The organism is Anaerolineae bacterium, from assembly GCA_013178015.1.
GTDB lineage: Bacteria > Chloroflexota > Anaerolineae > DRVO01 > DRVO01 > Ch71.
Genome location: JABLXR010000021.1, coordinates 20,673 through 40,861, shown reverse-complemented (window position 1 = coordinate 40,861; position 20,189 = coordinate 20,673). Strand labels below are relative to the sequence as shown.

The 20,189-nt window shown below is 68.5% G+C and carries 17 protein-coding genes; 9 read left to right on the top strand and 8 right to left on the bottom strand.

What is annotated here, in order from left to right:
- Window positions 1-164: 164 nt before the first annotated feature.
- Together HPY83_09730 and HPY83_09725 are read left to right on the top strand one after the other, a co-directional pair.
- Window positions 165-1,097 carry a cation transporter gene (locus tag HPY83_09730; GenBank protein ID NPV08224.1) on the top strand — a complete coding sequence of 311 codons (933 nt, stop codon included), beginning with the start codon at window positions 165-167 and terminating at the stop codon, window positions 1,095-1,097.
- Between the two features lie 49 nt (window positions 1,098-1,146).
- Entirely contained in the window at window positions 1,147-1,392 is a 246-nt protein-coding gene (locus tag HPY83_09725; GenBank protein ID NPV08223.1) for a hypothetical protein, read from the top strand.
- A gap of 99 nt (window positions 1,393-1,491) precedes the next feature.
- Here the strand turns inward: HPY83_09725 and HPY83_09720 are convergent, their stop codons facing one another.
- Window positions 1,492-2,829, bottom strand: a complete 1,338-nt coding sequence (locus tag HPY83_09720) for an FAD-dependent oxidoreductase (protein NPV08222.1) — start codon at window positions 2,827-2,829, stop codon at window positions 1,492-1,494.
- 506 nt (window positions 2,830-3,335) lie between these two features.
- Here HPY83_09720 and HPY83_09715 point away from each other — a divergent pair.
- Entirely contained in the window at window positions 3,336-5,009 is a 1,674-nt protein-coding gene (locus tag HPY83_09715) for a c-type cytochrome (protein NPV08221.1), read from the top strand.
- A 123-nt stretch (window positions 5,010-5,132) separates the two neighbouring features.
- Window positions 5,133-6,116, top strand: a complete 984-nt coding sequence (locus HPY83_09710; protein NPV08220.1) for a hypothetical protein — start codon at window positions 5,133-5,135, stop codon at window positions 6,114-6,116.
- 68 nt (window positions 6,117-6,184) lie between these two features.
- Here the strand turns inward: HPY83_09710 and HPY83_09705 are convergent, their stop codons facing one another.
- Window positions 6,185-7,171 carry a hypothetical protein gene (locus HPY83_09705; protein ID NPV08219.1) on the bottom strand — a complete coding sequence of 329 codons (987 nt, stop codon included), beginning with the start codon at window positions 7,169-7,171 and terminating at the stop codon, window positions 6,185-6,187.
- A 26-nt stretch (window positions 7,172-7,197) separates the two neighbouring features.
- Window positions 7,198-7,614, bottom strand: coding sequence for a YccF domain-containing protein (locus HPY83_09700; protein ID NPV08218.1), 417 nt, complete (start codon window positions 7,612-7,614; stop codon window positions 7,198-7,200).
- A 286-nt stretch (window positions 7,615-7,900) separates the two neighbouring features.
- On the opposite strand from HPY83_09700, the gene HPY83_09695 reads away from it, so the two are divergent.
- Both HPY83_09695 and HPY83_09690 read left to right on the top strand, forming a co-directional pair.
- The gene (locus tag HPY83_09695) at window positions 7,901-8,308 is read left to right on the top strand and encodes a DUF433 domain-containing protein (GenBank protein ID NPV08217.1); all 408 of its coding nucleotides are present in this window, start codon (window positions 7,901-7,903) and stop codon (window positions 8,306-8,308) included.
- Window positions 8,296-8,658 carry a DUF5615 family PIN-like protein gene (locus tag HPY83_09690; protein NPV08216.1) on the top strand — a complete coding sequence of 121 codons (363 nt, stop codon included), beginning with the start codon at window positions 8,296-8,298 and terminating at the stop codon, window positions 8,656-8,658. The genes HPY83_09695 and HPY83_09690 overlap by 13 nt, the downstream gene beginning before the upstream one ends.
- A 40-nt stretch (window positions 8,659-8,698) precedes the next feature.
- Here HPY83_09690 and HPY83_09685 read toward each other — a convergent pair whose 3' ends face one another.
- The 3 genes from HPY83_09685 to HPY83_09675 form a co-directional block, all read right to left on the bottom strand.
- Complete coding sequence (locus HPY83_09685) at window positions 8,699-9,802, bottom strand: Gfo/Idh/MocA family oxidoreductase (GenBank protein ID NPV08215.1); 1,104 nt, start codon at window positions 9,800-9,802, stop codon at window positions 8,699-8,701.
- 74 nt (window positions 9,803-9,876) lie between these two features.
- Complete coding sequence (gene pgmB, locus HPY83_09680; protein ID NPV08214.1) at window positions 9,877-10,515, bottom strand: beta-phosphoglucomutase; 639 nt, start codon at window positions 10,513-10,515, stop codon at window positions 9,877-9,879.
- Between the two features lie 27 nt (window positions 10,516-10,542).
- Window positions 10,543-12,426: a hypothetical protein gene (locus HPY83_09675; GenBank protein NPV08213.1), complete on the bottom strand. Its 1,884-nt coding sequence runs from the start codon at window positions 12,424-12,426 to the stop codon at window positions 10,543-10,545.
- A gap of 402 nt (window positions 12,427-12,828) precedes the next feature.
- On the opposite strand from HPY83_09675, the gene HPY83_09670 reads away from it, so the two are divergent.
- The 3 genes from HPY83_09670 (at window position 12,829) to tnpA (ending at window position 18,348) form a co-directional block, all read left to right on the top strand.
- Window positions 12,829-13,908, top strand: coding sequence for a hypothetical protein (locus HPY83_09670; protein ID NPV08212.1), 1,080 nt, complete (start codon window positions 12,829-12,831; stop codon window positions 13,906-13,908).
- A gap of 484 nt (window positions 13,909-14,392) precedes the next feature.
- A complete protein-coding gene (locus HPY83_09665; GenBank protein ID NPV08211.1) occupies window positions 14,393-17,707 on the top strand; it encodes a DNA methyltransferase in 3,315 nt (1,104 codons plus the stop codon).
- Between the two features lie 227 nt (window positions 17,708-17,934).
- Window positions 17,935-18,348, top strand: coding sequence for an IS200/IS605 family transposase (gene tnpA, locus HPY83_09660; protein NPV08210.1), 414 nt, complete (start codon window positions 17,935-17,937; stop codon window positions 18,346-18,348).
- Between the two features lie 433 nt (window positions 18,349-18,781).
- On the opposite strand, the gene HPY83_09655 is transcribed toward tnpA, so the two are convergent.
- Both HPY83_09655 and HPY83_09650 read right to left on the bottom strand, forming a co-directional pair.
- On the bottom strand, window positions 18,782-19,006 hold the full coding sequence (locus tag HPY83_09655) for a DUF3343 domain-containing protein (GenBank protein NPV08209.1): 225 nt from the start codon (window positions 19,004-19,006) through the stop codon (window positions 18,782-18,784).
- On the bottom strand, window positions 19,003-20,157 hold the full coding sequence (locus HPY83_09650) for an aminotransferase class V-fold PLP-dependent enzyme (GenBank protein ID NPV08208.1): 1,155 nt from the start codon (window positions 20,155-20,157) through the stop codon (window positions 19,003-19,005). The genes HPY83_09655 and HPY83_09650 overlap by 4 nt, the downstream gene beginning before the upstream one ends.
- Window positions 20,158-20,189 lie beyond the last annotated feature (32 nt).

Sequence of the window (20,189 nt, the reverse complement as noted above, 5' to 3'; positions counted from 1 at the left end):
ATGCTGCTGCTCTCGCGTGGGGACAGGCGCGGGATGAGCCCACGAGCAAGCGGGCCCCTGCTCCAGTGCCCACACCTTTCCGGCGGCCGGCATCGGGGACCGACTTGGCCTGTAGGTGGCCTGAGCAGGTACTATGAGTGCACGTGCCTGGTTCAGAGGAGCCGATGCCCGCCCCTAGCCGACACCAACAGAACATACTGGCCATAAACCTGGGCCTGGTCGCCAACGTGGTGCTGGCGGCGGCGAAGACCGCTATCGGCGTCATCGGCCATAGCCCGGCGCTGCTGGCCGATGGAATCAACTCCACCTCTGACGTCGCCTACCTGATGGTGGTGCGCGTGTTTGTGGGGCTGGCTCGTAAGCCCGCCGACCCCGAGCACCCCTATGGCCATACCCAGTTGGAGAGCGTCGCTGCTGTAGTGGTGGGCGCCTTCGTCATCACTACCGCCGTGTCTATCTTCTGGAGCGCCGTCAACAGCGTCTACGACGTGCTGACCGGCGAGACGTCCTTCGGAGGCGCCGCGGCTGTTGCCTTGTGGGTGGCCCTGGGCACTGTCCTCCTCAAGATCGGGCTCACCGTCTACACCCAGCGGGTCGGCCGGCGAACGGAGATCCCCGCCGTGCTGGCGCTAGCTTACGACCACCGCAATGACATCTTCTCCGCCGGTGCTGCGGCCATCGGCATCTTCTTTGGCAGGCGGGGTTACGCCTGGGTAGACCCGCTGGTCGGCGCCCTGGTGGCGCTGGTCATCCTTCGAACCGGAATCGAGATCCTGCGAGAGTCCTCCGCCGATCTCATGGACACCATTCCCGGCAGGTCCCTTTCCCGCCAGATCGAAGAGGCCCTGGCGGGGCTGCCGGGGGTGGATCGAGTGGAGGATGTGCGGGCTCACCGGTTCGGCCCGTACTTGGTGGTCGCCTTGACCATAGGCGTGGACGGTGACCTGACCGTGGCCGAAGGGGACCGGATCGCGTCTCAGGTGGAGAGACGGCTCTATGACAGAATAGACCTGTTGCGCCGGGTGTACGTCCACTATCACCCCGCTGAGGAGTACGCCCGACACCCGCCCCTGGACATGGTTCGCGGCGTCCCGTAAGCCAACCGGGCCGTTTCTCCCATGACCCCTAACGTAAGAGTGAGACGCCATGCGAGAGCGAGAAGCACATCACCTGCTCCAGCGCTTCTACAAGGTCACTGGAGGCAATACGGAGGCCCAGGCCGACCTCCGCGCCCTGGGCGACCTGCACGGTCTAGCCGACGAGCAGACTGCGGAGGCGGTCGACTTGTTGGAAGCCCGCGGCCTCATCCGGCGCCTTCCCACCGGCCTCTTCAGCCTGACACCGGCCGGCGTGGCCCTCATCGAGAGCGAGTTCGGCCTCTCGGAGATCTGAGGGGAGGAAACAGGAGACAGTAGACAGGAGGGAAGGAGACAGCAGGCAGCAGATAGTGGCCGCCACTGTTCGGTCTCCTGCCCTCCCCTGTCTCCTCTCCTACCCCATCCGCATGAGAGCCATCTCGGCAGCATTGAAGAGCTGGTAGTGTCCGGGCGAGGCCGTCAGGGCCGGGTGGGTGCCCACCTGAATGGAGGCCACCTGATGAGCCGTCATCCGGCTCTGGATCATCACCGCAATGGTATTGACCATCTCCCCAGTAGTGTCGCCGCCCACGACCTGCCCCCCGATGAGGAGACCGTCGTGTCGCCGGAACACTAGCTTCACCCTGGTCATGGTGGCCCCGGGCATGGCTCCCGGGTGCTTGTCCGTCGCCTGAGCCGAGCCAGTGACGCAGTCTATCGCCAGGGCGCGGGCGCCCTTCTCGTCTACTCCTGCCAGCCCCATGGCTACGTCGCCGATCTTGGTGGAGTAGGCCCCCACCACACCCGGGAACTCCCGGCGCAGGTCGAAGAGGTTCGCTCCGGCCACCCGCGCCTCGGCAGAGGCCACCGAGGCCAGCTTCACCCCCGAGAGAGCCCCGGTCAGGTAGGTGGACTTGGCGGCACAGTCGCCCGCGGCGAAGATGCTAGGGTCGCTGGTGCGCATGAACCGATCCACCCATACCCCGGCCCCCTCCACCAGATGGAGGCCGGCGGCCTGGGCCAGCTCCACGTTGGGGTGCACGCCGATGCCGAAGACCACCAGGTCGGCAGGGAGGCGCTCGCCGCTGCTGAGCACGACCGCCTCCGCCCGTTCCTGGCCCTCGACCGCGGTGAGCCGGGTGGCGGTGCGCAGGCCGATGCCGCGCTTCTGGATCTCCTCCTCGGCCACGCGGGAGACCTCCTCGTCGAACACCAACTCCAGGCAGCGGGACATCATCTCCACCACGGTCACGTTGAGTCCCTGCTTGCGAAACTCGTCCGCCAGCTCCAGCCCGATGAGGCCGCAGCCCACGAAGACCACGTCCCTGGCCTGGCGCATGGCCTCCAGCATCTGCTCCAAGTATTCCACCTGCTTGACCACCCGGAACACGCCCGGCAGGTCCGATCCGGGGATGGGGGGCACGATGGGGGTGGAGCCTGTGGCCAGGATCAGGCGGCGCCAGGCGATCGTCTCGCCCCCCTCGGTGGTGGCCTGGTGACCGGTACGGTCTATGCTGCTGACCCGGTCGACGAGCAGGTCCACTCGGTGCGAGGGCAGCCGGTCTGCCGGCGTGAGGTTGAGCTCGCAGGAACCCAGGGTGCCGAAAAGGTAGGGAATGCCGCAGGGAACCACGGTGCGAGGCTCGGGCCGCACCACCAGGATGCTGGCCTCGGGGTAGTTCCTGCGGGCGGTGACGGCGGCGATGCTGCCTGCCACGCTGCCGCCTACGATGAGGACGTCCACTTCTCTCATGCTAACCCTCCAACCAGCATTCAGAATGCCGCCGGCCCAACGGGCGGTGAGAGGCATTGTACACCATCGGCCTGGATCGCTGGACTGGGCCACGGCATCGTGAGGAACTGGCTGCCCGGTGTCATTCCGAGGCCCGATACGCCTCAGCCGTCCCCGGCTAGCGGGAGACGGACATGACATGCCGGCTACCTCTCAACCGCGAGGGGCCCTGTGCGGACGTTCGCGGGCCTGGGGCGATTGCCCAGGATCGCCCGCAGGGGATCTGGCGTCGCTGCGTCGGAACTTGCCACGCCGCGACACGCGGCACTCGGGATGAAGACCGGCATGGCTATCCGGGTTGACAGCCCGGTCAGCCCGCTGTAATAGTGTACCTGACAGGTGTGCTGTCGCGCTCGCCCGAGCCCGGCGGTGCCACCAGTCGTGTCGTTGGCGGCGGAAGGAGCACCTGCCCCTCCTTCCTCGGTGCACTACGCCATGGTGTTAGCGGTATCGTAGGAGGTCCAGTGATGAGTCTGAGCACCAAGTCGAAAACCCTCTGGTGGGCGGTCGCGGTCGTGGCGGTGGTCTTGCTGGCGGCTCTGTCGCTAGCGTCTCCGGCTTCACCTGCCGCGGTGGCGGCCCAGGCCCCCGGCGCCGTGACCGGCGCTACGGCCCTGCCGCCCGCTCCTGCCGCCCTGGTGCCCATCCCCGAGGGCGCCTCCCCCATGCAGATCGCCCTCATACAGGCGGGCCGGGAGTACGCCCGCCGTCTCGGTTGCCTCTCCTGTCACAGCCTGACCGAGAGGCGGCTCATCGGGCCCTCGTTCAGAGGCCTGTACGGCAGCATGCTCCGGCTGGAGGGCGGCTTCATCGTCGAGGCCACGGACGCCTATCTGAGGCGTGCCATCGTCAGCTTCCACGACCGGCCGGTGGAGGGCTTCCCCGGCCTTGTGATGCCGGACTACTCTGGGGCCATCACCGGCGAGCAGATGGATGCTCTGATGGCCTTCTTAGAGGCCCTCGCCGCCCCGGTAGCGGCCGCCGCGCCCGCTGCCACTCCGACAGCAGACCGGGCCGCCGAGGATCAACAGCTGGCCCAAGAGCTCTGGCAGATACTGCAGCAGGCGGATTATCAGGACAACTGGTCCACCATCCCCGGCAAGGGCACCTTCTACACTGGCCAGTTCCCCCACGGCATGCTGCTTTCCACCTACCTGAACCCAGAGGCGGCCCTGGCCGTAGCGAGCCAGTCCGGCTCCATGCCTGACGGGGCCATCATCGTCAAGGAGAACTACCTCGAGGACCGCACCCTCGATGCCTACACCGTCATGTGGAAGCGGGAGGGGTACAACCCCGGCCACAATGACTGGTTCTGGGCCAAGTACGGCCCTGGAGGCGCCCTCGACATTGCGGGGGCGGTGCCCGGCTGCATCTCCTGCCACGGCTCGGTTTGGTCTAACGACTACATCTTCTCTGCTCCCATCGCTCCGATAAACCCGTCGGTCCCCAACCCGGGCGCCGCCATGGCCACCCCCGCACCTACGGTCACGGTGCCGGCGGAGACCTCGCTGGCGCAGGCAGGCCGTCAGTACGTGCAGCAACTCGGTTGCCTGACCTGCCACACTACTACGGGCACTCCTCTCATCGGTCCTACCTTCCTGGGGCTCTATGGTAGCAGTGTGACCCTGGATACGGGTGAGCAGGTGGTGGCGGATGAGGAGTACCTGCGCCGGTCCATCATCGCCGCCCACGCCCAGGTGGTGGAGGGCTTCCCTGGCGGCATCATGCCCGATTACTCCACGCTCACCACACCGGAGCAGATAGAGGCCATGGTGGCCTACCTGCGCACTCTGGGCGAAGCGGAAGCGCCGGCCGCCACTCCGGAGGCGGCGGCCACTGTGCCGCCGGCTCTGGCCGAGGAGGGCCGGCTGGTGGCGCTGCAGATGGGCTGCTTCACCTGTCACACGTCCACCGGACAGATCCTTATCGGTCCTACCTTCCAGGGCCTGTACGGCAGCACCGTGACCCTGGACACGGGCGAGCAGGTGGTGGCGGATGAGGAGTACCTACGGCGCTCCATACTCGGCGCTCACCAGCAGACGGTGGAAGGGTTCCCGGGGCAACTGATGCCCAACTACGCCGGCCTGCTCGACGATCAAGAAGTCGAAGTTCTGATCGCCTACATCAGAAGCCTTAGCTAGCAGACGGGACGAGGGGCAGGAATCCTCCCGTCGCTACGCTCAGGACAGCCGAATCGGTCCGGCAGGCGGTGGCCATTGCCTGCCGGACCTTGTGTCCACCGCCGCAGCGAAGGAGGTAATGAAGTGGGAGACCGGCAACACATCCGGCTAGTGATCCTCGTCGCCTGCACCGGCCTGTTGGCGCTCCTGGCCCTGTCGCCGGGCCGTGAAGGCCGATGGTCCGTAGGGGTGGCGGCGCAGGGCGGCCTGACCCCTACCCCCGCGTTGCCCTCGGTGCTGGAGGCGCCCCTCAACGAGGCAGTGGCCACGCGGCTCTGGGTGGAACTGCAGAACGCCAACTACCGCCAGCAGTGGGACACCATCCCGGGTAAGGGCGTCTTCTACCGCGGCCAGAGCCCACATGGAGAGTGGCTGACCGCCTACCTCAGCCCGGACCTAGTAGAGGAGATTCAACTCCGACCGGGGCATCTGCCCAATGCCGCCACCATCGTGCTGGAGAACTACGGAGCCGACCGCACTCTCCGCTTTGTCTCGGTGATGCAGAAGCAGCCGGACTACAACCCCGGCCACAACGACTGGTTCTGGGCCGAGTACGGCCCCGATGGCGCGGTGCAGGTCGCCGGGAGAGTGCCGGGCTGCATCGCCTGCCACGGCGGGGTGTGGTCCAACGACTACGTGTACTCCTTCCCTGTGGCGGTGCTCAACCCCTCGCTGCCCAATCCGGGGTGGGCAGCCAGTATCGCTCCTGCCACGCCGGAGCCGGCCCTGGATCCACTGGCAGCCGCGGGAGCTGCGTCGGTGGAGCGCTTTGGCTGCCTGCTGTGTCACACGGTGGACGGCAGCGCGTCGCTGGCTCCGACCTTCTTCGGGCTCTACGGCAGCAACGTCACTCTCATGGATGGCACAGTGGTCATGGCGAACGAGGATTACCTGCGCCGATCTATCCTGGAGGCACACCAGGAGGTGCGCGAGGGCTTTCCGCCCGCGCTCATGCCAGACTACTCCGGCCGCATACAGCCCGGTGAGCTGGATGCCATCGTGGAGTACCTCAAGTCGCTCAGCGGGGCGGGCTCCGGGATTCCCACGCCACCAGCTGGCGGCAGGTGAAGCATGACCGGCGATGCGTGAGGCTATCGCACAGCGCTCCCCACGCGTCAGGTGTCACGAGTCACGCCTCACGCATCACGGGTCACTCCCAGCCCGGCCTCACGGCCCTTGCGGTAGCGCTCGCTGCCCTCGGGGTCATCGCAGACACGCCAGGAGTAGGCCCGCTGGATGCCGTCGCCGTAGGCGCAGATGAGTCGAGTGGAGGGTATCCGCTCGTAGAGCAGCTTCAGGTACTCCCGCGCCGGCAGCGTGTCACCGTAGCTGAGCCCCAGGCGCTGGAGCACGTCCAGGTCCTTCTTCTCGTCCCGCAGCCCGATGCCCACGCTCAGGTAGCACCAGTTCGTCTCCGGGTCGTACATATGGCAGGGGGGGCAGATCATGCAGGGCCCGGCGATGAGAGTGATAGGGATCTCCGGGCGGCGCTGGATGGCGACGATGGCCTCGTAGAGGTTGTCCTCCTCGATGGGGGCCAGGTTGTCCAGATGCCCCCCATAGAAGCAGGTCATGCACATCACGTGGTGGGGACGAATGTAGAGGTGTTCTGCTTCGTAGATGGCTCGGGCCGACTCCTCCTTGGCTCGGGCCATCTCCTCCGTCGTCCTTCCCGGGATGACGAAGGACAGACCCTTCTCCCGCCCGCGTTCGTAGTCACCGCTCTCGGCCCGTGGGCAGCCGCGCCAGGCCTCCGACGTGACCTCGCCGTAGCCGCAGATACCTTGTGCCGAGGGGACTAGGCGCAGGAGCAGGTCGAACAGGTCTATGGCCGGCATCACCGTCCCCGGCGTCAGCCCCAGGCGCTGGAGCAGGTCCAGGTCGCGCTTGGTGTTGTACAGCTCGCCTTCGGGGGTGTCCTCGGCCCGGCCCGGATTCTGGAAGGCATAGACGCTGCTGACCTGGGCGCGAAGGGTGACCGGGCGGTAGGGCTTCTCCCGTACCGCGCGGAGGATTTCCCCCAGGCGGCCGCCCCCGGCATCCCTCTCCCCCGCTGCCAGACGGCAGACGATGCACATAGCCTGATACGGTCGGATCTCCAGCGTCTCGTAGCTCTGAGCCACGGTGGTCACCTCCAACGGACGAGTATCTAGCGCTTGAGGGTGAGCAGAGCCGGCACTCGGTCGAACATCCAGAAGCCCAGGGGCAGCCCGATGATGGTCAGCGAGATGGCGTAGGCGGCCTCCATCCACAGGGCGGTCAGCCACCAGCCGATGAGCACAAAGTAGACGGCCCGCAAAAGAAAGTTGCGTTGGGGCACGCCGTGCACCCCAGACACGTAGACGCGGTCCCCCGCGTAGGTGATGGTCACACCGACGGCGCTGGGGTCCCGCAGGGCGATCACCTTGGGCAGGTGATTGAGCATGGCGATGCCCAGGGGAATGCCCACGATGGTGACCATCAGGAACCAGGCCACCGCGATCCAGGCCTGGCCCGCCCACCAGCCGATCAGAGCGAACCACAGAAGCTGTATGAGACAGCCGGGGTTCCGGCTCGCGCTCGCCACCGCCTCGCCTCCCTCCGTCGTGGATAGGCGTCCTCCGCCGAGCGCCACCACTATAGGCGCGCCGCCGCCTGAGGGCCAGGAGGCGAACCGAACCGGTAAGCCCTGGGCCCGTGGCCGACCTTCTGCGTTAAGGACTTATCAACAATTATTGCCCGATGTTGACAGGTTTGCCGCTACTTATCCACAGATTCTAACCGGGAACTCCACGCAGCGCACTTCCTGGCGCTGCCTTGCCCCGAGCCTAAGCTACTGCTTATGATATCCCAGAGCGAGGAGGTAGTCAGGCATGACACGCTATCCCCTATACCTGCCCGAGAAGCTGAAGCGGCATGCTCAGGAGACAGCCAGGCGTCAGGGCATCTCCCTCAACCAGTTCATCCTCAAGGCCGTGGCCGATAGGGTTGCTGAACTGAGCGGCGAGGCCGCGGACACTCGCTTCCCGCTCATCTCCTATCGCTTGGGCGCCTCGGGCATCCCCACACCCGTCGTCTCGGGAACGGGCGTACGCGTGCAGACGCTCCACCTGGCTGTGACTCACTGGGGGCGCTCTCCGGCCGAGGTCGCTGAAAGCTACGGATTCCTGACGGCGGAGCAAGTCGAGCAGGCCCTCGCATTCGCTCAAGCGCATCGCCAGGAGATCGAGGCGGCCATAGCTGAGGAGGTCGAGCTAGAGACAGCGGCGTGCCCAGACTGAAGCTGCATCTGGACGCCGACGCCTCGGATGACGCCGTATACCAGCAATTACTCGTGCGCGGCCACGACGTCACGCGCACCCCCAACGGGTGGATGCCGCTAGAGGCCAGCGATCGAGAGCAGCTGCTTGGGGCTACTGCTCACGGCCGCGCCATCTTCACCTATAACGTGCGCGACTTCGTGCTATTGTCGCGGGAGTACCCTGGACACGCGGGCATCATCGTTGCGGCGCAGAGGCGCTGGCGCGATGTAGGGACACTCGTGCTGGCGCTGGATCACTTGCTGGCCAACGTGGAGCCGAACGGGCTGAGAGGGCGCGTGTGCTGGCTCAACCAATGGCGCCGCGGCTGACTCCGACCCACGGTGTGGCAGGGAGGTACATCCCGCTTCCTCACCACTCCCGCGAGTCCGGCACCTCCAGCCACTCCCCTCCCCGTCGGATGGATTCCTGGCTGACCAGGCCGGGCAGGGTCATGTCCATGGCCTCGTCAATCCCGATCGCCGGCGGGCGCTCCCCCTTCACCGCCGCCACGAAGTCCATGACCTCGAAGTAGTCCCCGCCGCCGTGGCCGGCCCGAAGGGCGGCCTCGGGAGGATCGCGCCAGGGCTCCGGCAAGAACTCCTCCTCCAGCGACTCCAGCGGCATCCAGCGATTGGGGTCCTCGGCGAGGTCCGCCAGCCAGATCCAGTTGCCTTCGCCCGGCCTGCGAGCGCTCTCGTAGGCGCCCTTGGTGCCCTGCAAGGTGTAGTTGGTCATGGCGTGCGGCCGCCGGGAGAGCATGTCCAGCCGCACCCGTATGAGCTTGCCCGTGGCCGTCTTGCCCAGCATCAGCACCGTGTCCTCCAGAGCGTGCTCCGGATCCGTCCAGCGGCCGGTGCCGATGCAGCATACCCGGGCCACCCTCTCCCCGATCCACTGCAGGCACGGCCCCAGGCTGTGCGTGGCGTAGGTGGCGCCGTTGACGCCCACCTGCCAGTAGTAGCGCCACGTGGGCCGACCATCGGGACCGTGGTGGAGAGCGGATAGCTCGTGCAGGTACTCCCCTTCGGCGTAGTACGTCTCCCCGAAGAGCCCCGCCTGCACCAGGGCCCGCACCAGGACGTTGGGCTTCATGTAGGTGCAGTTCTCCGCCATCATGTACACGCCCCGGCTGCGCCGGCACGCCTCCACCAGCCAGCGAGCCTCGTCCAGGGTTACGGCGGCGGTGACCTCGGAGAGCACGCTCACGTCCCGCTGCAGGGCGGCGATGCTCTGGGAGACGTGGTGTTGCATGGGGGTGGCCACCACCACCACATCCGGCCGGGCCTCATCGAGCATGCGCTCGTAGGACGTGTACCGATGGGCGACGCCCATGGCCTCGCCGGCCTCGGCCAGCGACGTCTCTTTCACGTCGCAGAGGGCCACCACCCGTGTGTCGGGATGGGCCTGAAAGGCGGAGAAGAACGAGCGGGCGCGGTGCACGCCCACAAAGGCGACTTTGATGTCATCGGCCACGCCGGCACCTCCTGCCTGCTTCCGGCAGAGGCTTACACGCGTCCTCTGCCGAGTTCGTCCCCCAAGTCACGGCCCTACAGGGCCAGCACTTGCTCCACGCTGATCTCGTGCAGCCCCGAGCACACCAGGTGAGCCCGGCCCACCCGTTCCTCGGGCCCGATCCCTACGCACTTCATGCCGCCCGCCAGGGCGGCCTCCACCCCTGCTTCGGCGTCCTCGAACACCACGCAGCGATCCACTGGCAGATGCAGGGCCCCGGCCACCCACACGAAGAGGTCGGGCGCTGGCTTGGTGTTCACCACCGAGTGCCCATCCCCCAGGGCGTCCAGCAGGTGACCGATCTCCAGACGCTCCACCACCGTGCGGGCGTTGCGACTGGCCGATGCCAGGCCCACCTTCACCCCTGCCTCCCGAGACCGCTGCAGGAAGTCCCTCGCTCCCGGCAGGGTGTCGGCCGGAGTGATGTCCTCCAGGTGGCGGCGGTAGTAGCGGTTCTTGCGCTCCATCCACTCCTGGGCCGTCTCCTCAGGAATGGTCCGGCCCTTGAGCATCCGCCGCAGACTCTCCCGCCGGGAGACGCCCCGCAGGGCCTCGTTGTCCTCCCGGGTGAAGGGGATGCCCTCCTCATCGGCCAGCCGTTTCCAGGCCCGGAAGTGGAACTCGGCCGTGTCGGTGATGACTCCGTCCAGGTCGAAGATGAAGCCTCTCCGCATGTCCGAACTCCCTTGGCGAGTCGAGACTCAGTCGAACCGCAGCAGCCACACCTGCCCCTCGACCAACAGCGCCAGGTGACCCTCGTCGCCCCAGGCGGCCTGCATCACCGCTACGCCCGGCCGGAGTAGCTCCCGCGCCTGTCCCTCGGCGTCCAGCGCCAATGCCCCGCCCTCAGGCGAGAAAAACACGGCCCAACGCCCGTCGGGCGACCACACGGGGGGCACCTGGCCGAACAGGTCGTTGGTGTTGGTCACTGGCACCTCGCCCAGGGGAGCCCATCCCAGTAGCCCCAACTCCGGCCAGGCCAGGATGGCCGCGTACGGCACGTTGCCCTCGGAAGTGAGCCGTCCCTGCCCAAGCGCCACTGGCTCCCCCAGGAACACCACCGCCAGCCGGTTCCCCTCGGGGGAGGCGGCGGCGCTGTAGCCGCCCTCGGCGACGATCGAGGTCACTTCGGCACCGGGCTGCCAGGCATGGAACAGAGGCTTCGGCAGTCCCTCCCACTCTGAAGGATCGCCTGAGTAGGCGACGAAGAGCACCTCATCTGCAGCCCAACCGAGTGCCTGCGTCCACTCCGCCCCCGCCAGGTCCGCCAGGGCTAGCGGATCCTCCGGGCCCGGCCAGGGCAGGACCACCGCCTCGCCCAGCCCTCGACCCCAACTGGTGGCGGCCAGCCACTCCTGGTCGGGGCTGAAGTGGTACACGGTGGCGAACACCTCGGCGTAAGGCGCCTCGCCGCCGGGCAGGTTCACCAGGGGCGCAAGCTCGCCCGTCTCCACGTCCAGGGAGTAGAGCGACTCGCAGGCGGTGCCGCAGTGCAGCGTGAAGGCCACCGTGGTATCGCCGAGCCAGGCCACGAACTGCTTGGCGTCGCTCACGCTCAGCCGCCCCGTGCCGGGCATGAGGTCCGCCCAGTCGGCTTCTCCCAGCCGGGCCAGGGCGATCCCGATGGCGAAATCCTCTTTGGGGAAGGTGAAGACCAACCCCTCGCCGTCGGGCGTCCAGGCCACGTCGCCGATGCCCTCCACGTGCCAGCGGTCGGTCACGGCGAAGTCAGGCAACCGGCGCACCTCCAGCCGGGGGAAGCCGGCCTCCTGGCTGCTCACGGCATAGGCCAGCTTCCGGCCATCGGGGCTCCAAGCCAGGGTGCCGATGCCGGCGGTGGGCAGGACGCCCAGGAGGCCGGCTTCCTCCGTGAGCGCTTCGGGCGGCTGGTACTGGCGGCAGCCTTCGGAGAAGGGAGCGGTGTTGATGCAGCCGGCGGACGAGGGCGGCGGCAGCATAGCATCCTCGTCGGCGGGGCGGAGGGTTGAGGCGATGGCGTCCAGAGGCTCCAGGTCGCCGTAGGCCTGGACCTGGATGCTGGTGCCCTCGATGACGGCCAGCACGGCCGCCATCCGGCCCCCGATGTTGCCGGTGAACTCCACCCGCACGGCCGGGATGCCGGCGGCCAGCTCGATCTCCTCCTCGGCCAGCACCTGGGTCTCGGTCCGGATACGCTGCACCATCTCCTCCAGCGTCTCGGGCCTACCGGCCGGGTTGGGCACCACGTCTATCTTGGTCTGGTCCGAGGGCACTCCGCCCCGGCCCGGAGCGCCGGGGTCGAGGGTGGTGATGATGGTCACTCCGCCGTAAGTGGGGTAGATGTACCAGCCCTCCGGGTAGTCAATGGAGTAGCCCGCCTCCGGGTCGGTGAAGGTGGCCATGCCCGCGACCGGCTCCGTGGGGCCGGGGGTGGGCAGAGGCGAGACCGGCGTGGCGGCAGCCTCCGGCGTCGCCGTGTCCGTAGGGATGGGCGGCTGGGTGGGGGCGCTGGTCGCCGTCGGCGCCGGGGTGGCGCAGCCTCCCACCAGCGTCGCCAGTGTGGCCACCAGCAGCACAGGCAGTACCAGGTCATAGAGTCGTCTCATGGCGTTCACCTCTTCTGGCCGGCCGAAACGCTTTCGGCCATTGTACCGGGGTCCCCGCCGGACGGCAACGCCATCCGGCGGGCTCGCAGTGTAGAGACGCGCCAAGGGCGGGGAGGGTTCCGGCCTGGAGGGCCGGCTTCGCAGGATCTAGCACGCGGGTTTACCCCGTGCGGACGGCCTGCGCCCATACCCCGCGTCACGGCGCTTACCCCGTGCGGCGCGCCGGCGGCCACGTTGCGCCCGCGTGCCGTCACGACGTGCGGACGGCCTGCGCCCATACCCCGCGCCACGCCGCTTACCCCGGGCAGCCCGCGGCGTTACGCTCGCCCGCCTGTCTGGACCCCGACCGGCGCCGAGACTACACTCACGTATCAGCAACGATGTTCATCGGGAGCGACTTCCGTGGGAAGGTTCACCAAGCGAGTGGCGCGGGCTGTACTGCTGGCGTTCTCTCTGCTGCTCGCCGTCATCGCCCTGCCCGCCGGAGCGGAGGGCGGCGGCGCCCAGCGGACCGTCCTGGTCGAGTTCTTCTGCACCCAGGGCTGCCAGTGGGCGGCGACGGCCGCGGACGCCCTGGACCGCGTCGCCGACGAGTACGGCCCGGAGCAGGTCCTGGTCCTGGAGTACAACCTCGACCTGGACCGCGAGCTGTTCGAGCGACGCTTCCATCTCTACGTGCCTCCGGGGACCCACGTCCCCTTCGCCTTCTTCGACGGCAGCCGCCTGGGCATCTATGGCTCCAACAACGACGCCGAGGAGAGCTACGGCTGGTACCGCGATGCTGTGGAGCAGGAGCTGGCGGCGCCCAGTCCGCTACGCCTGGCCGTAGCCAGGCACGTCGAGGGGCGGCAAGTGGCTTTCGAGGCCCGCCTGACCAACGTGTCCGAACGGCCGCTCGATTCCGCCGATCTCTACTTCGCCCTCTACGAACGGGCCCAAGTAGGCCGCACCCACCGCCTGTTGCGGCACCTCAGCCCGGCCCTGTCCGTGGGACCGCTGGCTCCCCGCGGATCGCGGACCATAGCTTACACCTGTCCCGCCTTGGCCGCCGAGGCGGACTTGGCCCGGATCGAGGGGCTGGCGTTCGTGCAGGAACGGGACAGCCTCGAGGTGCACCAGGCCGCCCATGCCGGCCTCCCTAGCCTGACGCTGGGGCTGGACTCGCTGGCGGCCGTAGTGACTCCGGGAAGTCCCGCCTTGGGACCGCATGCCGTCATGGTGGACGGCCTGGGGCTGTCCTTCAGCTGGACGGTGGCGGCCCCGAGCGAGCAATGGCTGGAGGTCGCGCCCCGGGCCGGCGCCCGAGGGGAGGCGTTCCAGGTTACCGTCGATCCGGCCGGGTTGCCCTACGGCACCTACACCGCCGCCGTGGTCGTGCGCGCCGACGCCGCCCTGACACCCGCCGAACGCACTCTGTCGGTCACCGTCCACGTCGCGCCCGAGGTGCGCACGACGTACGTGCCCCTGGTGGCGACTGGCTGAGCCCGGGGGAGAGAGCCCGCTGGAGGGTGGGGCGTCCACCGGGGGGTGGGGGTCCCACCGGAGGGCGGGAGCTCACCGGAGGGTGAACCCTCCGGCTACCCAGGCCATGCCCGCCCGCCGGAGGGCTGACACGTCTCCCAGCCGGCGAAGGCCGGCTTCGCAGGATCTAGCACGCGGGTTTACCCCATGCGGACGGCCTGCGCCCATACCCTGCGCCACGCGGGTTTACCCCGTGCGGACGGCCTGCGCCCATACCCCGCACCACGCCGTCATCGCCTGCCTCGCCACCCCTTCTGGACATCCCTCCCGCCCGATACTACACTGACTCACATTTCAGCAACCGAACTCACCACTACGCGCCACATGTTGTGGGGCCGGCACCCGTGGCCGTCCTGGGGGCAGGCGCGGTGACCTGCCCCTACGACGGGATGCGGTGTGGTTGTAGGGCGGCACCTGTGGCTCTCCACCGGGAGGTAGTCAGCTCATGTCCTGCTCCGCCTACCTCAGCGAGATCGAGCGCGAGTGGCGCTCGGGCCGCGCCACCGAGCGCACCTTCTACCCCGCCCTCAAGGCCCTCCTGGAGGCCCAGGGCATGGGCATCGCCGCCACCATCGAGCCCTCCCGCATCCAGGCCGGAGCGCCCGACTTCGTGGTGGTGGGCGCCGGGGCCACCGCCGGCTACCTGGAAGCTAAGGACCTGGACGCTTCCCTGGACGAGGCCGAGCGCACCGAGCAGCTCCGGCGCTACCTCCGCTCCCTGGCGAACCTGGTGCTCACCAACTTCCTCGAGTTCCGCTGGTACGTGGACGGCGAGCACCGGCGCACCGCCCGGCTGGCCCGACTCACCGCCGGCGACGGCCTGCGGCGGGACCGGCAGGGGACGGCCGAGGTCGAGGCCCTGCTGCACGACTTCCTCGCCCACGCCCCCGAGCCGGTGGAGTCCCCCGCCGAGCTGGCCCAGCGTATGGCCCGCCTCACCCACATCATCCGCGACACGGTTATCGAGGCCTTCGAGCGGGGCCAGCCGTCCGACATGCTGCGCGGGCTGCGCCGGGCCTTCGCCCGCACCCTCCTCCCTGACCTGGATCGGCCGGAGAACGTCTCCCAGTTCGCCGACATGTACGCCCAGACGGTGGCCTACGGCCTCTTCGCCGCCCGGGTCAACCACCAGGGGCCGGAGCCCTTCCACCGCTACCACGCCGCCCGGGAGATCCCCCGCACCAACCCCTTCCTGCGCCGCCTCTTCGACGCCATCACCGGGGTGGACATGGACGAGGAGCCCTACGTCCCCTTCGTGGACGACCTGGCTCACCTGCTGGACCAGGCCCACATGGACCGCATCCTGGCCCACTTCGGCCGCCGCACCCGCCAGGAGGACCCCGTGGTCCACTTCTACGAGACCTTCCTGGCCGCCTACGACCCCCGCCTGCGGGAGATGCGGGGCGTCTACTACACCCCCGAGCCGGTGGTCTCCTACATCGTCCGCTCGGTGGACCACCTGCTCAAGGAGCGCTTCGGGCTCCCCGACGGCCTGGCCGACACGGCCCCGGTGCAGTACGACCACCAGGTCACCGAGAACGGCGAGCCCCGCACCGTGCGCCGGAGCGCCCCCAAGGTGCTGGTGCTGGACCCGGCCTGCGGCACGGGCACCTTCCTCTACGCCGCGGTGGACCTGATCCGGGAACGGTACATGGAGCGGGGCAACGCCGGCATGTGGTCGGGCTACGTGCGGGAGCAGCTCCTGCGCCGGCTGTTCGGCTTCGAGCTGCTCATGGCCCCCTACGCCGTGGCCCACCTCAAGCTGGGGATGCAGTTGGCGGGGCAGGACCTGCCCGAGCCCCTGCGGGCGGAGTGGGCCTACGACTTCGGCAGCGAGGAGCGGCTGGGGGTGTACCTGACCAACACCCTGGAGGAGGCGGAGCGGCAGGTGGAGAGCCTGTTCGGGCCCTACCGCGCCATCAGCGACGAGGCCAACGCCGCCGCCGAGGTCAAGCGCGACCTGCCCATCATGGTCATCATCGGCAACCCGCCCTACTCCGGCCACTCGGCCAACAAGGGGGACTGGATAGACGGCCTGCTCAAGGGCCGCCTGCCCGACGGGACGGAAGTGCCCAGCTACTACCAGGTGGACGGCCAGCCGCTGGGGGAGCGCAACCCCAAGTGGCTGCAGGACGACTACGTCAAGTTCATCCGCTGGGCCCAGTGGCGCATCGAGCAGACGGGCGCCGGGGTGCTGGCCTTCATCAGCAACCACGGCTACCTGGACAACCCCACCTTCCGGGGCATGCGCCAGTGCCTCATGGGCACCTTCAGCGACATCTACGTCCTGGACCTGCACGGCAACGCCAAGAAGCGCGAGGTCTCGCCCGACGGCTCGCCCGATCACAATGTCTTCGACATCCAGCAGGGAGTGGCCATCGGCATCTTCGTCAAGGAGCCCGGGCGCGAGGGGCCGGCGACGGTGCACCACGCGGAGCTGTGGGGCACGCGCGAGGGCAAGTACGCCGCTCTGTGGGAGAACGAGGCCGCGACTACGGAGTGGCGGCAGTTGCAGCCGCAGTCGCCCTACTACCTGTTCACGCCCCAGGACATTGACCTGCTGGGGGAGTATCAGGCCGGGTGGAAGCTGACCGAGGCGATGCCGGTGAACGTTCTGGGCTTCCAGACGCACCGCGATCACTTTGCCATCGCGTTCGACGAAGAGGAGATGCGCCACCGCATCTCTGACCTGCGCAACGAGGACTACACGGACGACGAACTAAGCCAGAGATACCACCTGGAAGACAGCTCCACTTGGGTGCTGTCCCGGGCGCGGGCGCAGCTTCGTGCGGATCAGTCCTGGCAACGTTGGGTAGGCATATGCATGTACCGCCCTTTCGACTGGCGAACCGGCTACTTCAGCGCTGCGGTGATGGACCGCCCTCGCCGCGAGTTGCTGGATCACGTGTTCGGCAGGGATAACCTGTGCTTGAACACGGTCCGACAGACTCGGGCGCAGTGCTGGCGACACGCCCTGGTGTCGCGTGTCCCGGCGCCGGCAGTATGCGTGGAAGTCAAGGATGGCTCCAGTGTGTTCGCTCTGTACTTGTACCCTCCCTCGCACACATCCCCTAGCCAGCACCAGATGTCCTTGAATGACTCCCCCTGGCCCGCCGGCCCCGGCGGCCGCACCCCCAACCTCGACCCCCGCTTCGTGGCCGACCTGGAAACGGGCGTGGGCCTCTCCTTCGTCCCCGACGGCAGCGGCGACCTGGTGGCCACCTTCGGCCCGGAGGACGTGTTCCACTACGTCTATGCCGTCCTCCACTCCCCCACCTACCGCGACCGCTACGCCGAGTTCCTCAAGATAGACTTCCCCCGCATCCCCCTCACCTCGGACGCCGACCTCTTCCGGCAGCTGTGCCGGCTGGGGGCGGAGCTGGTGGGGCTGCACCTGCTGGAGGCGGGGGCGCTGGCCCATCCCTTCACCACCTTCCCCGTGCCCGGCACCAACGAGGTGGCCCGCGGCTACCCCCGGTACCTGGCCCCGGGCGAGCCCGAGCCCGGCAGCGGCCGTCCCCTGGAGCGGGGTCGGGTCTACATCAACCCGGACCAGTACTTCCGGGACGTGCCGCCGGAGGTGTGGGAGTTCCACGTGGGCGGGTACCGGGTGTGCGAGAAGTGGCTCAAGGACCGGCGGGGCCGCAGGCTCTCGTTCGAGGACCTGCAGCACTACCAGAAGGTGATCATGGCCCTGGGGGAGACGGTCCGGCTGATGGAGGAGGTAGACGCGGCCATCCCTGAGTGGCCCATCGGGTGAGGGGGGCGTGGGCGCGGCGCACGGGGTAGACCCGCGTGGTGCAGACGTGGATGTGGCCGCCGGGCCGTCCACACGGGGTAAACCCGCGTGCTGGATCTTGCGAAGCCGGCCTTCGCCGGCTGGGAGAGGTGTGAGTCCGCCCGAGGGCGGGCTTGGCCTAGGTAGCCGGGGGGTTGACCCTCCGGTGGGTCTGAGCATGGATAGCCAGTGGCAAGGGAAGAGGTTCGATGCCAACTCCGTACTCCGAGGTATACCTTCACCTAGTGTGGGCAACGTGGGATCGCTTACCGATGATCACGACGCCGGTCGAGGACCGTCTGTATGGGGCGTTGGTGGCCAAGTGCGCCGAGCTCGGCTGTCTCTGCCTGGCTGTAGGGGGAACCGAGGACCACGTCCACCTGCTGGTGCGGCTGGCCCCTCAGGTAGCGGTGTCCACCCTGGTAGGACAGCTCAAGGGGGCTTCGTCTCACCTGGTGAACCACGAGATCCTGGGCGGCGGCTTCCGATGGCAGGGCAGCTACGGGGTATTCTCGGTGTCGAAGGGGTCGGTTGCAGCGGTAAGCGAGTACGTCCTGGGACAGAAGGCGCATCACCGCGACGGCGCTACGCTGCCAGCGGTGGAGCGGTGTCAGGCCGAGTGAAAGCTCGACGGCGGGCACGCGACAGGCACGTGGACGCCGGACATCGAAAGGGGCAAAACCGTGTGGTGCAGGTGTGGCTGCCAGACACCGCACGGGGTAAACCCGCGTGCTAGATCTTGCGAAGCCGGCCTTCGCCGGCTGACACATGAGCCCGCCGGAGGGCGGGCTTGGCCTAGGTAGCCGCCAGGTTCACCCTCCGGTGAACTCCCCACTGACTTCAGCAATGCGGACGGGTGTGCCCGCCAGACACCGCACGGGGTAAACCCGCGTGCTAGACATTGCGAAGCCGGCCTTCGCCGGCTGACACATGAGCCCGCCGGAGGGCGGGCTTGGCCTAGGTAGCCGGAGGGTTCACCCTCCGGTAGGTCTTCGCCAGGCCGCTCCACCCTCCGGGGGACGTCCATCGTCCGGTGTGCCCCGCCTCACCCGCCGTCTACTCCAGCGCCCGAACCTCGGCGTACTCCGCCCCCGCCTCCTCCAGGCGCCCCCTCACCGCCTCCACCTGTTCCCAGTCGAAGCGCAGGGCCAGGCCGCAATCGCTGGAGAACTGCCGCGGAGTGGGGATGAGCTTCACCCGCAGGCCGGCCCCCAGGAGGACCTTCTCCGCCCGCAGGGCCGAAGACGTAGTGTGAAACAGGACCACGCCCAGGCCGGTCAAGACCGCACCACCTGCGCCACCGCCTCCACCGCCCTCTCCACGTCCTCCGGGAAGGTGAAGGGCCCCGGCGCCAGCCGCACCGTGCCCGAAGGGAAGGTGCCGATGGTCCGGTGGGCGGCCGGGGCGCAGTGCAGGCCCACCCGGCACAGGACCCCGTGCTCCTCGTCCAGCCTCAGCCCGATCTCGGACACCTGCTGTCCCTCGGCGGTGAAGGAGACCACCGCCACGGAGCGGGCCGGGTCCAGGGTGCCGTACACCGTCACCCCGGGGATGGCACTCAGGCCCTCGATCAGCCCCTTGGTCAGCGTCTGCTCGTGCTGCCGGATGGCCTCCACTCCCCTCTGTTGCACCCAGGCTATGCCCGCTCCCAGGCCGGCGATGCCCACGCCGTTGGGGGTGCCGCTCTCGTACCGGTCCGGCAGGTCCGGCGGCTGACGCTGAGACTCGGAGCGGCTTCCGGTGCCCCCCTCGTACAGGGGGGCGAGGGCATCCGGGTCCACGTGGGGGCCCAGGACCAGGCCTCCGGTGCCCGGGGGCCCCAGGAGGCTCTTGTGGCCGGTGAAGGCCAGCAGGTCTATGCCCAGAGCCCCCATGTCCAGGGGCAGAGCCCCGCCGGTCTGAGCCGCGTCCACCAGCAGCGGCAGACCGTGGCAGTGGGCGATGGCGGCCACCTCGCCCACCGGCAGCAGCGTGCCCACTACGTTGCTGGCATGGTTCATGGCGATCAGCTTCGTGTCCGGGCGGAGAGCCTCCTCGACCGCCGCCGGGTCCAGGGTGCCGTCCCGGCGGCAGGGTACCACGGTGAGGTGCACCCCCTCGCCCTCCAGCCGCCGCAGGGGGCGCATAACGGCGTTGTGCTCCATGCCGGTGGTGACCACGCCATCGCCCGGGTGGAGTAGCCCCTTGAGGGCCAGGTTGAGGGCGTGGGTGGCGTTGAGGGTGAAAATGACTCGTAGGGGGTCGGAGACGCCGAAGAGCTCCGCCACCTGCTCGCGCACCCCGTAGAGCACCCGGCCCGCCGCAATGGACAGGCTGTGGCCGGAGCGGCCCGGGTTCCCCCCGGTGCGCTCCAGGAAATCGCACATGGCCCGAGTCACCTCGGGCGGCTTGGGCCAGGAGGTGGCAGCGTTGTCCAGGTAGATCACCGGCACCGCACCGGTCGCACTGCCACGGCGGTCTCGGC

Bases quoted from the DNA above. Each gene is read 5' to 3' on its own strand.
- HPY83_09730 (NPV08224.1), top strand. From the start codon at position 165: ATGCCCGCCCCTAGCCGACACCAACAGAACATACTGGCCATAAACCTG.
- HPY83_09725 (NPV08223.1), top strand. From the start codon at position 1,147: ATGCGAGAGCGAGAAGCACATCACCTGCTCCAGCGCTTCTACAAGGTC.
- HPY83_09720 (NPV08222.1), bottom strand. From the start codon at position 2,829: ATGAGAGAAGTGGACGTCCTCATCGTAGGCGGCAGCGTGGCAGGCAGC.
- HPY83_09715 (NPV08221.1), top strand. From the start codon at position 3,336: ATGAGTCTGAGCACCAAGTCGAAAACCCTCTGGTGGGCGGTCGCGGTC.
- HPY83_09695 (NPV08217.1), top strand. From the start codon at position 7,901: ATGACACGCTATCCCCTATACCTGCCCGAGAAGCTGAAGCGGCATGCT.
- pgmB (NPV08214.1), bottom strand. From the start codon at position 10,515: ATGCGGAGAGGCTTCATCTTCGACCTGGACGGAGTCATCACCGACACG.
- HPY83_09675 (NPV08213.1), bottom strand. From the start codon at position 12,426: ATGAGACGACTCTATGACCTGGTACTGCCTGTGCTGCTGGTGGCCACA.
- HPY83_09665 (NPV08211.1), top strand. From the start codon at position 14,393: ATGTCCTGCTCCGCCTACCTCAGCGAGATCGAGCGCGAGTGGCGCTCG.
- tnpA (NPV08210.1), top strand. From the start codon at position 17,935: ATGCCAACTCCGTACTCCGAGGTATACCTTCACCTAGTGTGGGCAACG.